11 protein-coding genes are annotated in these 12,011 nt (G+C 68.4%); 3 read left to right on the top strand and 8 right to left on the bottom strand.

Features of this window, described 5'->3' with window-relative positions:
* Positions 1-152: 152 nt before the first annotated feature.
* The 4 genes from PG2T_RS04975 to PG2T_RS04960 form a co-directional block, all read right to left on the bottom strand.
* Complete coding sequence (locus PG2T_RS04975) at positions 153-992, bottom strand: BON domain-containing protein (RefSeq protein ID WP_068803133.1); 840 nt, start codon at positions 990-992, stop codon at positions 153-155.
* 82 nt (positions 993-1,074) lie between these two features.
* Positions 1,075-1,644, bottom strand: coding sequence for a lipid-binding SYLF domain-containing protein (locus PG2T_RS04970; protein WP_068803131.1), 570 nt, complete (start codon positions 1,642-1,644; stop codon positions 1,075-1,077).
* 132 nt (positions 1,645-1,776) lie between these two features.
* Positions 1,777-1,989, bottom strand: coding sequence for a CsbD family protein (locus PG2T_RS16960; RefSeq protein WP_068803129.1), 213 nt, complete (start codon positions 1,987-1,989; stop codon positions 1,777-1,779).
* 397 nt (positions 1,990-2,386) lie between these two features.
* Positions 2,387-3,574: an acyl-CoA dehydrogenase family protein gene (locus PG2T_RS04960; RefSeq protein ID WP_068803127.1), complete on the bottom strand. Its 1,188-nt coding sequence runs from the start codon at positions 3,572-3,574 to the stop codon at positions 2,387-2,389.
* A 123-nt stretch (positions 3,575-3,697) separates the two neighbouring features.
* On the opposite strand from PG2T_RS04960, the gene PG2T_RS16000 reads away from it, so the two are divergent.
* Positions 3,698-4,162: a (2Fe-2S)-binding protein gene (locus tag PG2T_RS16000; protein WP_068803125.1), complete on the top strand. Its 465-nt coding sequence runs from the start codon at positions 3,698-3,700 to the stop codon at positions 4,160-4,162.
* 1 nt (position 4,163) lies between these two features.
* Complete coding sequence (locus PG2T_RS04950) at positions 4,164-6,275, top strand: xanthine dehydrogenase family protein molybdopterin-binding subunit (RefSeq protein WP_068803123.1); 2,112 nt, start codon at positions 4,164-4,166, stop codon at positions 6,273-6,275.
* 12 nt (positions 6,276-6,287) lie between these two features.
* Here PG2T_RS04950 and PG2T_RS04945 read toward each other — a convergent pair whose 3' ends face one another.
* Complete coding sequence (locus PG2T_RS04945; protein ID WP_068803122.1) at positions 6,288-6,893, bottom strand: histidine phosphatase family protein; 606 nt, start codon at positions 6,891-6,893, stop codon at positions 6,288-6,290.
* Entirely contained in the window at positions 6,893-7,441 is a 549-nt protein-coding gene (ampD, locus tag PG2T_RS04940) for a 1,6-anhydro-N-acetylmuramyl-L-alanine amidase AmpD (protein WP_068807750.1), read from the bottom strand. Before ampD ends, PG2T_RS04945 begins: the two co-directional genes overlap by 1 nt.
* Before the next feature lie 380 nt (positions 7,442-7,821).
* On the opposite strand from ampD, the gene gmk reads away from it, so the two are divergent.
* Positions 7,822-8,448 carry a guanylate kinase gene (gene gmk, locus PG2T_RS04935; protein ID WP_068803120.1) on the top strand — a complete coding sequence of 209 codons (627 nt, stop codon included), beginning with the start codon at positions 7,822-7,824 and terminating at the stop codon, positions 8,446-8,448.
* A gap of 21 nt (positions 8,449-8,469) precedes the next feature.
* Here gmk and pbpG read toward each other — a convergent pair whose 3' ends face one another.
* Together pbpG and parC are read right to left on the bottom strand one after the other, a co-directional pair.
* Positions 8,470-9,333, bottom strand: coding sequence for a D-alanyl-D-alanine endopeptidase (pbpG, locus tag PG2T_RS04930; RefSeq protein ID WP_145930999.1), 864 nt, complete (start codon positions 9,331-9,333; stop codon positions 8,470-8,472).
* Between the two features lie 183 nt (positions 9,334-9,516).
* Entirely contained in the window at positions 9,517-11,754 is a 2,238-nt protein-coding gene (gene parC / locus PG2T_RS04925) for a DNA topoisomerase IV subunit A (RefSeq protein ID WP_068803116.1), read from the bottom strand.
* Positions 11,755-12,011: the final 257 nt, after the last annotated feature.

The raw sequence follows: 12,011 nt of genomic DNA, 5'->3' as shown, positions 1-12,011 counted from the left end.
GGTGAAGGATTGCCATTCGACCGCAAGGTATCCGATGGATGGGCGTCAAGGCGTGCCGATTGCCCGTCCCTGGGACAGCCGAGCGCCGGAACGCCAAAAACCGCCGCGCAACCCCAATAGGATTGCGCGGCGGTCTTCCGGTTGTTTTTGCTCTAGTTCAGGACCGTGAGCCCCTCGGACCGAACGCTTTTGACGCCACGCACGTTGTCGGCCAGCTCGATGGCCAGGGCACGCTCGGCGCCGCTGTCCAGCTTGCCCTTCAGCGTGACGACGCCAGCACTCGTGCTCACATCGACATCCGAACCGTCGACATTGCTCGAATACATCAAGGTGGATTTCACCTTGGTCGTGATCCAGCTGTCGGCGATGTCCTGCTCAGCCTCTTTTGCGGCGCTCTTGGCGCTGTCGGCTGCGGTTGGCTTCTTCGGGGTCACGACCAGCTGGTTGTCGACCGACTCCACGCCGCGGCTGTTCAGGGCCAGCCGACCGGCGAGCGCCTTGGCGTCCTTGCTGTCGGCAGTGCCCTTGAGGGTGACACGGCCGCGGTTCGTGTCCACGTCGGCGGCCAGACCATCGGTGGATTTGCTCCACAGCAGCTTCGACTTGACGGTCGCGGTGATCGTCGCATCGTCGATCGCCTCGCCATAACTGCGCGTCGAGGACGCTGCCGGGGCCACGTAGTCGGGTTGCACCACGATCTGGTTGTCCACTTCCTTGATGCCGCTGACGCCCAGCGCGATCTGCTTTGCCAGATCCTTGTTGACGCTCTCGTCGACCTTGCCGGTCAGGGTGGCCTTGCCGTTGTCCACCGACACCTTGAGGTCATTGGCGCGCAGATAGGGGTTCAGGGCGTACGTCGTCCAGATCTGGGTTTCCTGCCGTGCCTCGGTGACATCCTGCGACACCGTGTCGGCACTGGCTGCGCTGCTGATTCCGCCAATCGCCAACGCGACCGCCGAGGCGAGTACTGATTTTCGAAATGGTATGTACATGAGGATTCATCCTTATCAATGAAAAAGAAACTTTCGTGGTGCCGTCGGTTTGTATTTCGATGGCTTCAAATGCGGTGGCTGCTTATCGCTTGATGCGCGTGACTTTCGTGCCTTCGATGCTCAGGCTCGCCATCAGGCCCTGCTGGTCGAAAATGAAGGCATAGGCATCGTCTTTCAGCGTCGAGGTCGAAAGATTCTTCGCCACGCCCTCGTTGACCGCCACCACCGTGGGGCCGACGCCAAGCTCCCAGCCTTCCGACTTGTCCAGATATTCCAAGGCCTTGTCATTCATCAGGAAAACCGCATAGCCAAAGGACTGGGCACCGATCTGCAGGCCCCAGGATGCCGACACGGAGTTGTAGTAGCCGGCGACGGTGTTGCCCTTGAGCAGGGCGCCTTCGCCATATGCGCCGCCGAACACGAACCCGGCCTTGACGATGTTCGGGAACACCAGGACTGCCTTGGCTTTCTTCGAAATATCCAGCGCTAGCGGATTGTTCTTGTACAGGGTTTGCAGTGCCTGCCTGGCATCCCGGTCAAGCTCGGCTGCGGTAGACGCCGCCGCCGCCGCGGGCCCGCTGAACAGGCCTGCGCACAGGGCGGCGGTGGTTGCAAGAAACAGCGCCAGAGCGCCATGTCGTAGTGTGTTCATGAAATTCTCCGGTTGGATAAAGAGTTGCGGATCGTCCGGCCAGCATTGGGTGGGCGCGGAATGATCCTGTGCAGATCAAGGGGGGTTGGTTCACATCACACCGCGTCAGTCGCACGGTGGTTTTGGCCTGTTTCAGGGTTTGTTTTTCTCGAAGAATGCCTTGACCTGCGCCATTGCTTCGTCGCGCGTTATGGCATAACGCTCCTGAATCAAACCGGCCAGTTTCTGTTCATGGCCTTCGACTTTCAGCAGTTCGTCCTCGGTCAGATTGCCCCAGGCAATCTTGGCGGCACCGATCTGCTGTTTCCATCGGCCCTTCATTTCGTCGCTGCTGGGTAGGTTCATGATGTATCTCCTGTTGTTGGCTTGCCCGTCGTCGTCAGCGCTCCAGCTGCGTGCAGTCGGATCCGGATTGGGTTCCACTTCGAGAACCGGATCACAGGACGCAGCAATTTCGCTTTGTTTCGGGTTCGACTTGAGAACCTCCGCAAAGTTCACGGCGGGTCGATACGCGTTCGAAATCTCTGCGATGCCGGATAGCGCATCGGCAATGCCTGCGCCGGCGCGTCTGTTGGTGGTGATTGACCAAGGAGTTTCAGACTCGCGTAATCAACAGGCCGGTCAAGTGCCGCGCACCATAGCCCCGCCTGCCGCCGGCGTCGGTACGCTGCCGCGCTTACGGCGGCTACCGGCGCTGGTCCCGGCCGCAGTGTCGCGCCCGGTCTTGTGGCGGGGCTCGCGATCAGTACAGAGCCGGTTCGGGGTCCTGGCCGGCCAGGTAGCGGCCGAAGTTGCGGCTGGCCGTCTCGTGATTGAGCACCACGTGCTGGGCCATGGCGTGCAGGTCGCGCCAGCGCCGCTGCAGGGCGTTGCCGCCGTAGATGGCGGTTGCGCCGGTGTGGGTGAACAGCTGGGTGACGATGTCGCGCGCCTCGCGGCCCAGCCAGGCGCGCCAGGCGAAACTGCGCAGCCGAAGCTCGAGCGTGTCCATCTCCCGCCCGCCGTTGCCGTAGGCCTGCAACGCGTCGGCATAGCGGTACATCAGCTGCTCCATGGCGTCCACGCGCACGGCGCTTTCCGCCAGCAGTACCTGCGAGGTGACCAGCGCGTCCTGCCGCTGGGCGCTGAACAGCGGCGTGCGTGCGCGCATGCGCTCGCCAAAGGCCGCCAGCATGCCCTGCGCACCACCGACGTTGGTGGGAGCCAGCGCAATCGACAGGCCGGCGGCGAACGGCACCTGATAAATTGGCCCGGGGTTCAGGGCCTGACCGGGCGCCGTGCCGGTGGCCATCATCTGCCCCATGCGCACCACCCGCTGCGGCGGGATGACCGCGTCCGTCACCTCCACCGAGCACGAGCCGGTGCCGCGCAGGCCGACCGTGTCCCAGTCTTCGACGACGCGAAAATCTGCCTTGGGCACGAACAGCATCAGGTATTCGGGCTCGCCGCCCGGCGTCAGGGGGCCGTTGGCGCCCAACGCCACGAAGTCCGACCAGTGCACGCCGGAGGCGAACATCCAGCGTCCGGACAGATGCAGACCGTCGCTGGCGTGGCGCAGGTCGCCCATGGGCGCGAACACGTCCGCGAACAGTCGGTGCGGGTTGTCGCCCCACAGCTCGCGTTGCAGTTCCTCGCCGACCAGCGCGCCCCACCAGTGATGACAGCCCAGCAGCACCTGCACCCAGGACGTCGCGACGTCGTAGCGGGCCAGCACCTGCGACACGCGCACGAAGTCCGGGAACGACACCTCGAGCCCGCCCCAGCGGCGCGGCTGCAGCATGCCGATCAGCCCGGCGTGCGCCAGGTCGGTGACCAGCTCGTCCGACAGGCGCCGGTTGCGGTCGGCGGAATCGGCTTCCGTGGCCGCACGCTCGCCGATGCGATGGGCGGCTTCGATCAATCCGGCGAGTTGACTCCGGCTGTCGCTCATGGCGCGCTCCTCCTGGTGTTTTTCTGCCGCGCTATTTGAGCAGATTGCGGTGCCGCCGCGGCTATCGACGATCGGCGGCATGCTTGTTAGGCTGGCCGGACTGTCGATCAGGTGGAGCGTGCCATGACCCGCGTGCATGTGAACGGCAAGACCTTCGAGGTCGATGCCGAGCCGGACAAGCCCCTGTTGTGGGTGCTGCGTGAGGATCTGGGGCTCACCGGCGCCAAGTTCGGCTGCGGGGTGGGGCAGTGCCTGGCCTGTACGGTGCACCTGGATGGTCAGCCCGCGCCGGCCTGCATGACGCCACTGGCTGCCGTCGGCGCGCGGCAGGTGACGACGATCGAGGGCCTGCCGGCCGAAGGCAGTCACCCCGTGCAGCGCGCCTGGATGGAGCTGAACGTGGTGCAGTGCGGCTATTGCCAGTCGGGGCAGATCATGGCTGCGACGGCGCTGCTGGCGCGCACGCCTGATCCGGACGATGCGGCCATCGATGCTGCGCTGCGCGGCAACCTGTGCCGCTGCGGCACCTACCAGCGCATTCGGCAGGCCGTGAAGCGCGCCGCCGTACTGGCGCGGGAGCCGGCCTGACATGGTCGCCCTGAGTCGCCGCGCGTTTCTGGCCAGCGGCGCCAGCCTGGCCGGCGGGCTGTGCCTGGCCTTGCGCCTGCCCTTGGCGGGGGCAGCCGGGTCGACATCCGAATCTGCGCTTGCGCCCAATGCGTTCGTGCACATCGCCAGCGACGGCGCGGTCACGCTGACGCTGCACAAGTCCGAGATGGGACAGGGCGTACACAGCGGCCTTGCCGCCATCCTGGCCGACGAGCTGGACGTGGATCTGGCCTCGGTGCGCCTGACCATGGCCGACGAAGACCCGGCCTATTACCTGGCCATGGGCATGATGGGCACCGGCGGCAGCACCAGCATCCGCATGTCCTGGGATGCCCTGGCGGACGCCGCGGCCAGCGCTCGCGCCATGCTGGTGGCGGCCGCCGCCCGTACCTGGCAGGTCGAACCGACCGCCTGCCGCACGGCGGCTGGCAAGGTGCTGGGGCCGACCGGGCAGGCGCTCGGATATGGCGAACTGGCGGCCCTGGCCGCCACCCTGCCGGTGCCCGAAAAACCGCCGCGCAAGCCGCCGGCCGAGTACCGCTACATCGGCAAGCCCACGCCGCGGGTGGACAACCTGGCCAAGGTCACTGGCCAGGCGCAATTTGGCATCGACGTGACACAGCCGGGCCTGCTGACGGCGGTGGTGCTGCGCCCGCCGCAGTTCGGCGCTGTATTGGAGAGCTTCGACGCCACGGCCGCGCAGGCGCTGCCCGGCGTGCGCAAGATCGTCGCCATCGATTCGGGTGTCGGCGTGATCGCGGACGGTTACTGGCAGGCGCGCCGGGCGGCGCAGAGGATCACCGTCAAATGGCGGCCGGCGGCGCTGGCAATGGACGATGCCAGCATCGCTAGGGCGCTCGATGCGGCGCTGGAGCAACCCGGCAGTCCGGCGCGCCGGGACGGGGATGTCGACGCCGCTTTGAAAGCGGCCGGCAAAACCCTTGAAGCCACCTATCGCCTGCCGTTTCTGGCCCACGCCTGTCTTGAGCCGATGAACGCCACCGCCCATGTGCGGGATGGTCAGTGCGAAATCTGGGCGCCGACGCAGGGCCAGACGCGCTCCCGCGACGCCGCCGCCAAGCTGCTCGGCATCCCGCGCGAGCGGGTGACCGTGCACACCACGTACCTGGGCGGCGGCTTCGGGCGGCGTTTCGAGGTCGATTTCGTGCTCGATGCGGTGGCGCTGTCACGTGCCGCGGGGGCGCCGGTCAAGGTGATCTGGTCGCGCGAGGACGATCTCGCGCATGACTTCTATCGCCCGGCGGCGGCGCACCGGTTGACGGCGGCGCTCCACGAGAAGACCCCCAGCGCCTGGCAGCACCGCATCGCCAGCCCGTCGATCCAGTCCCGCTTGGCGCCGGACACCATCAAGGGCGGCATCGACCGCACGGTGGTGGAAGGCGTGCGCGAGCTGCCGTATGCCATCCCCAACGTGGCCGTGGACTGTGCGCTGGTGGAAACCGGCGTGCCGGTCGGCTACTGGCGCTCGGTGGGCAGCTCCGGCAATGCCTTCGTGGTCGAGTCCTTCATCGACGAGCTGGCTCATGCCGCGGGGGAGGACCCGCTGGCATTCCGCCGCCGCCTGCTGGCCCGGCAGCCGCGTCACCTGCGGGTGCTGGAACTGGCCGCCGAGCGTGCCGGCTGGGGCCAGCCACTGCCCCAGGGGCAGTCCCGGGGTCTTGCCGTGCACATGAGCTACGGCAGCTACGTGGCGCAGGTGGCCGAGGTCGAGGTGGCGGACGGCGCGCCACGGGTGCGGCGCGTGGTGTGCGTCATCGACTGCGGCCGGCACGTGAACCCCGACCAGGTCGTGGCACAAATGGAAGGCGGCATCGTCTATGGCCTGACGGCGGCCCTGTATGGCGAGGTGCCGATTGCCGGCGGCAGCGCCCGGATCGGCAATTTCGACACCTATCCTTTGCTGCGGCTGGACCGGATGCCGCGCATCGAGGTGCACATCGTCGGCAGCCAGGAGCCGCCCGGCGGCACCGGCGAACCTGGCGTGCCGCCGCTGGCGCCGGCCGTGGCCAATGCGCTGTTTTCACTGACCGGTCAGCGCCTGCGCTCGCTGCCGCTGCGCCTGCCGACCTGATTTCGACCCGATTCAGACGCCCGGATCCAGCCGCAGCAGCGCCATCAGCACGCCGTGCGGCGTGTGGTCCAGGCGCAGCCGCGCCTGGCCCGCATAACCCATGCGTACCCGCCAGCTGTGACTCAGCGGCATGCCCAGCACGCTGCGCAGCAGCATGGCGATGGTTCCGCCGTGGGCCACCACCAGTACGCGCTGGCCGCGCGAGTCGGCAATCAGGCGCTGCCAGGCGGTCTCGACCCGGGCGCAGAAGTCGGCCAACGGCTCGCCCTGCGGCGGCGGATGGGCCACCGGGTCATTCCAGAAATTAGCCAGCGCGGCGCCGTAGGCGGCCTCCACCTGGGCCGACGTGAGGCCTTCCCACAGGCCGAAGCTGATTTCGCGAAAATCGGTCTCGACCCGGCACTCAAGCCCCCGCTGCCGGGCCAGCACCTCGGCAAACTCCCGGCACCGGCGCAGCGGCGAGCAGACGACGCGATCCCAGGCGCCGCCGGCGGTGGCCGTTTCAAGCTGGGCCCAGCCGGCGGGCGACAGCGGATCGTCCACGGAGCCGCGAAAACGCGGGCCGCCCGCCGGTTCGCCGTGGCGCAGCAGGTCGAAGGTGGTGACCGGCGCGTCCATCAGGCCGCCATCAGCGCCGCCCGATAAACGGCCCAGTCGAAGTGCGGGCCCGGATCGGTCTTGCGGCCGGGCGCGATCTCGCTGTGGCCGACGATGTTCTCGGCCCGAATGGCCGGGCAGGCGGCGCGCACTGCCCGCGTCAGCGCGGCCAGCGTGGCGTACTGGGCGGCCGTGAAGCGGTCGCGGTCGCAGCCCTCCAGCTCGATGCCGACCGAAAAATCGTTGCAGCGCTCGCGCCCGGCAAAGCACGACACGCCGGCGTGCCAGGCGCGCCGGTGCACGGGCACGAACTGCTGCACCTGCCCGTCGCGGCGGACCAGGAAATGGGCCGATACGCGAAGATTCGCCAGCTCGCCGTAGTCGGCCCGGCGGCTGCAGTCGAGCGTGCCCAGGAACAGCGCTGCCACGTCATCGCCGCCGTATTCGCCGGCCGGCAGACTGATGGCGTGGATCACCAGCAGCTCGATCGCCATCCCCGGCGGGCGGGCGTCGCAGTGCGGAGAGGGCAACTGGACCGCGCCCTGCGCCAGGCCGGTGCCTGGGTCGATGCGCCATGCGTCAGTCGCGAGCGGGCAGGGCGGGGTCATGATCGGGATTCGGTGCCACGGACACAGCGGGAAGCGTATTGTCCCGCCAAAGCAGGTCGACGGTCCCGACCGCCTGAACCAAACGGTATTCCGGCGGTTCTCCTGTGTGGAAGGCCCGCTCCCGGGTCGAATGTGGCCGATGCGGCAGGTCAAGTCCGGGATTCGCGGCGAGGGCGCCGCTCCCACGACCCGTCACTCGACTGTGGGAGGCCCGCCCCCGGGCCGAATGCCTGATGCGACGCTTCGCGGCGGAGCGCCGCATGGGCCTCGTACACCCTGCGCCCGGCCGGGCGGATAATTTGCCGCGAATCCACTCCCCTGCCCGAGCTGAAACCACCGTCATGTCTGCCAATCCCGGTCTCCTGTACGTCGTCTGCGGCCCGTCCGGAGTCGGCAAGACCAGTCTGGTACGCGCCCTGGTGGGCCGTCGGCAGAGCTTGTCGCTGTCGGTGTCCTATACCACCCGCCCACCGCGGCCCGGTGAACGCAACGGCGTGGCCTATCACTTCGTGAGCGAGGAGCGCTTCGCGGCCATGCAGGCGGCCGGCGAATTTCTGGAGTGCGCGCAGGTGTTCGACCATCACTACGGCACCTCGGCGGTGGCCGTGGCCCGGTCGCTTGCGGCGGGTGAGTCGGTGGTGCTGGAGATAGACTGGCAGGGCGCGCGTCAGGCGCGGGACAAGCTGCCCGGCTGCGTCACGGTGATGATCCTGCCGCCGTCGGTGGCAACGCTGCGGGCGCGCCTGGGTGGCCGCGGCGATGATTCGACCGTCATCGACCGGCGCATGCGGGACGCTCTGGCGGAGCTCGGCCACTGGCCGGAGTTCGACTATCTGGTGGTCAACGACGCCTTCGAGCAGGCGCTGGACGACCTGTGCGCCATCACCCGCGCAACGGAACTCGCGCGCGATCGGCAACGCCCGTGGCTGGCGGCGAACCTGCCGCAGTTGCCGGATCGGTCGGGCTGAGGCCGCGCCGCCGCCGTCCAATCAGCGGCTGGCGGCGACCTGGGTTGTGCGCGCCGAGGCTTCCATCCAGCGGCGCGCCCGGCCGGCATCGCCGACGCGGGTCAGCGTGCCCGACGAGTCCATCAGCACCATCACCACCGGCTTGTTGCCGACGGTGGTGTGCATTACCAGGCAGCGGCCGGCTTCGTTGAGGTAGCCGGTCTTGGTGACGGCGATGTTCCACTGCGGGTTGCGCACCAGTGGGTTGGTGTTGCGGTACTGGGTCAGGTGCCGCCCGACCTTGACCGTGTACTCGGGCGTGGTGGAGTAGGCGCGGATGGTCGAGTAGCGTGCAGCGGCCTGCACCATGCGCGCCAGATCGCTCGGCGTCGAGCGGTTGTCGCCCGACAGGCCGGTGGCTTCCACGAAGCGCGTGTGGGTCATGCCCAGCGCCCGCGCCTTGCGGTTCATGGCCGCCACGCCGGCCGCCGGGCCGCCCGGGTAATTGCGCAGCAGCGCCGCCGCGGCGCGGTTCTCGGACGACATCAGCGCCAGGCGCAGCAGCTCGCTGCGGGACAGCTTGGTGCCGATGGCCAGACGTGAGGTAGTGCCGCGCAGACGGTCGCGCTCGGCGTCGGTGATGGTCAGTATCTGGTTCATCGGCTGACCGGCATCCAGCACCACCATGGCGGTCATGAGCTTGGTGATGGAGGCGATCGGCAGGGTCTGGTCGGCATTCTTGGCGTACAGCACCTGGCCGGTGTCGGCGCGCATGATCAGCGCGGCGCGCGAGCGCAGGTCCACGGCGGATCGGCTCGCCGGCGCGCTGGGTGCTGCCTGGACGGTGGCGAGGCACGCGGCGATCAGCGTGCCGACCATGAGGCGCAATACCGGGGATGGCCGCATCGTTCTCCCTTGAAGGTGCTGGTCCGACCGGTCGGGTCGGCGGTGGGGCGCGCCCGGCAAGACGCCCGGCGCGCACAGTATCGCCATTTTTGCGCGCGGCGCCAGTGTCTGCCTTGTTATTCGGGTGATGCCGGGGTGCTCATCGTTGCCTGACGGGCGCTGCCGGTGGCCTGTTGCGGTGCGTCAGACCTCCAGCTCCAGTCCGCGCACCCGGGCGAAGCCGCGCGGCAGCGGCTTGCCACGCGCGCCGCGCGAGGCGCTGTAGGCGTTCAGATCACTGCCGCGCAGGGTCAGGTGACGGCCGCCGGACAGCACCCGAAGCGCCGCATCACCCGGCAGCGCGAGCACGGCCAGCAGCTTCTCCTCGCCGCTGGCGACCAGCTTGCCGGGGATGCCAAGCAGCTTCATGCCCTTGCCGCGCGCCAGTTCCGGCAGTTCGCCGGCCGGGAACACCAGCAGCCGTCCGGCCGTGCTGACGCAGGCAACGCGCAGGTCGGCGTCGCCATCGACGCGCAGCGGCGCCAGCGGCAGCGCGCCGTCCGGCACGCTGAGCAGCGCCTTGCCGGAGCGCTGGCGCGAGATCAGCGACTCCAGCGGCGTGACGAAGCCGTAGCCGGCATCGCTGGCGATCAGGTAGCGCTCGTCCGGCTCGCCGAGCACCACGTGCAGCATGCGCGCGCCGGCTTCCAGCGTCAGGCGCCCGGACAGCGGCTCGCCGTGGCCGCGCGCCGAGGGCAGCGTGTGCGCCGGCAGGGCGTAGGCGCGGCCGGTCGAATCCAGGAACACGGCCTGCTGGTTGCTGCGCCCGCGCGCAGCGGCCAGGTAGCTGTCGCCGGAGCGATACGTCAGGCCCTGCGGGTCGACATCGTGGCCCTTGGCCAGGCGCACCCAGCCGTGGGCCGACAGCGCCACGGTCACCGGTTCGCTGGGCGTCAGCTCCGCTTCCGCCAGCGCCCGCGAGGCGCCGCGCTCGACCAGCAGGCAGCGGCGCGGGTCGCCGTATTTTTCGGCATCGGCCTTGATTTCGTCGCGGATCAGGCCGCGCAGCAATCTGTCGGAGTCGAGCGTGCCTTGCAGGCGGTCGCGCTCGGCGGCCAGCTCGTCGCGCTCGCCGGTGAGACGCGTTTCCTCCAGCCGCGCCAGGTGGCGCAGTTTGAGTTCCAGGATCGCCTCGGCCTGCGTGTCGCTGAGCGCAAAGCGCTCCATCAGCACCGCCTTGGGGCGATCCTCGTAACGGATGATGGCGATCACTTCGTCGATGTTCAGGAACGCGATCAGCAGGCCTTCCAGGATGTGCAGGCGGTCCTGCACGCGCGTGAGGCGATGCTGCAGGCGTCGGCGCACGGTGACGGTGCGGAACTCAAGCCACTCGACCAGCAGCCCGCGCAGGTCGCGCACGCCCGGCCGGCCATCCAGGCCAATGCAGTTCAGGTTCACGCGGTAGCTTTTTTCCAGCTCCGTGGTGGCGAACAGGTGCCCCATCAGGGCCTCGACATCGATGCGCTTGCTGCGCGGCACCAGCACCAGCCGGGTCGGGTTCTCGTGGTCGGACTCGTCGCGCAGGTCTTCAAGCCAGGGCAGCTTCTTGGCCTGCATCTGGGCGGCGATCTGCTCCAGCACGCGCGCGCCGGACACCTGGTACGGCAGCACGGTGATGATGATGTCGCCCTCGTCCAGCTCGTAGCGCGCCCGCGCCCGCACGCTGCCGTTGCCGCTGCGGTACATGTCGAGCAGCTCGGAGCGCGGGGTGATGATTTCGCAGCCGGTCGGAAAATCCGGCGCCGGCACCAGCCGGCACAGGTCTTCCAGACTGGCGTCCGGATGATCCAGCAGGTGCAGCACGGCGGCGGCCACTTCGCGCAGGTTGTGCGGCGGAATGTCGGTGGCCATGCCCACGGCTATGCCGTGGCCGCCGTTGAGCAGGATGTTCGGCAGCCGGGCCGGCAGCAGCTGCGGCTCGTCGAGCGTGCCGTCGAAATTGGGCGTGAAATCCACCGTGCCCTGGCCCAGCTCGGCCAGCAGCAGGTCCGCATAGCGCGACAGCCGCGCCTCGGTGTAGCGCATGGCGGCGAACGACTTCGGATCGTCCGCGCTGCCCCAGTTGCCCTGGCCCTCGACCAGCGGGTAGCGGTACGAGAAGTCCTGCGCCATCAGCACCATGGCTTCGTAGCAGGCGCTGTCGCCGTGCGGATGGAACTTGCCGATCACGTCGCCGATGGTGCGGGCCGATTTTTTCGGCTTGTTGCCGGCGGCAAGACCCAGCTCCGACATGGCGTAGACGATGCGCCGCTGCACGGGCTTCAGGCCATCGGCCAGGTGCGGCAGGGCGCGGTCCAGGATCACGTACATGGCGTAATCCAGGTACGCCTTCTCGGTGAAGGTCTTCAGCGGCAGGCGTTCGATGGTGTCGTCGAGGCTCATGTACGCGGCGCGGGATCGGCGAAAGGGCCGCGTATGGTGACGCAAGCGGCGGCGCGCTGCCCACTGTCGGTTCACTGTGGGAGCCCGACTTGTCGGGCGATCATTGCCAAGCGGCGTCTGCGTGATGAGCGGGCGATCATCGCGCAGCGAAGCTGCGCTCCTACAAAAATAGATGCGGCGCGGCGGCGTGAACCTGCGGTCATGCCTGGTTCATACTTTGCCGTGAACCACGGCCACGGACGGCCACGTCATCGACT

The sequence above is a fragment of the Immundisolibacter cernigliae genome (genome assembly GCF_001697225.1).
Lineage (GTDB): Bacteria > Pseudomonadota > Gammaproteobacteria > Immundisolibacterales > Immundisolibacteraceae > Immundisolibacter > Immundisolibacter cernigliae.
The sequence above is the reverse complement of the archived record's forward strand: the minus strand, read 5'-3'. Positions and strand labels throughout refer to the sequence as shown.

Bases quoted from the DNA above. Each gene is read 5' to 3' on its own strand.
- gmk (WP_068803120.1), top strand. From the start codon at position 7,822: ATGTCTGCCAATCCCGGTCTCCTGTACGTCGTCTGCGGCCCGTCCGGA.
- PG2T_RS16000 (WP_068803125.1), top strand. From the start codon at position 3,698: ATGACCCGCGTGCATGTGAACGGCAAGACCTTCGAGGTCGATGCCGAG.
- PG2T_RS04945 (WP_068803122.1), bottom strand. From the start codon at position 6,893: ATGGACGCGCCGGTCACCACCTTCGACCTGCTGCGCCACGGCGAACCG.
- PG2T_RS04970 (WP_068803131.1), bottom strand. From the start codon at position 1,644: ATGAACACACTACGACATGGCGCTCTGGCGCTGTTTCTTGCAACCACC.
- PG2T_RS04960 (WP_068803127.1), bottom strand. From the start codon at position 3,574: ATGAGCGACAGCCGGAGTCAACTCGCCGGATTGATCGAAGCCGCCCAT.
- pbpG (WP_145930999.1), bottom strand. From the start codon at position 9,333: ATGCGGCCATCCCCGGTATTGCGCCTCATGGTCGGCACGCTGATCGCC.
- parC (WP_068803116.1), bottom strand. From the start codon at position 11,754: ATGAGCCTCGACGACACCATCGAACGCCTGCCGCTGAAGACCTTCACC.
- PG2T_RS04950 (WP_068803123.1), top strand. From the start codon at position 4,164: ATGGTCGCCCTGAGTCGCCGCGCGTTTCTGGCCAGCGGCGCCAGCCTG.
- PG2T_RS04975 (WP_068803133.1), bottom strand. From the start codon at position 992: ATGTACATACCATTTCGAAAATCAGTACTCGCCTCGGCGGTCGCGTTG.
- PG2T_RS16960 (WP_068803129.1), bottom strand. From the start codon at position 1,989: ATGAACCTACCCAGCAGCGACGAAATGAAGGGCCGATGGAAACAGCAG.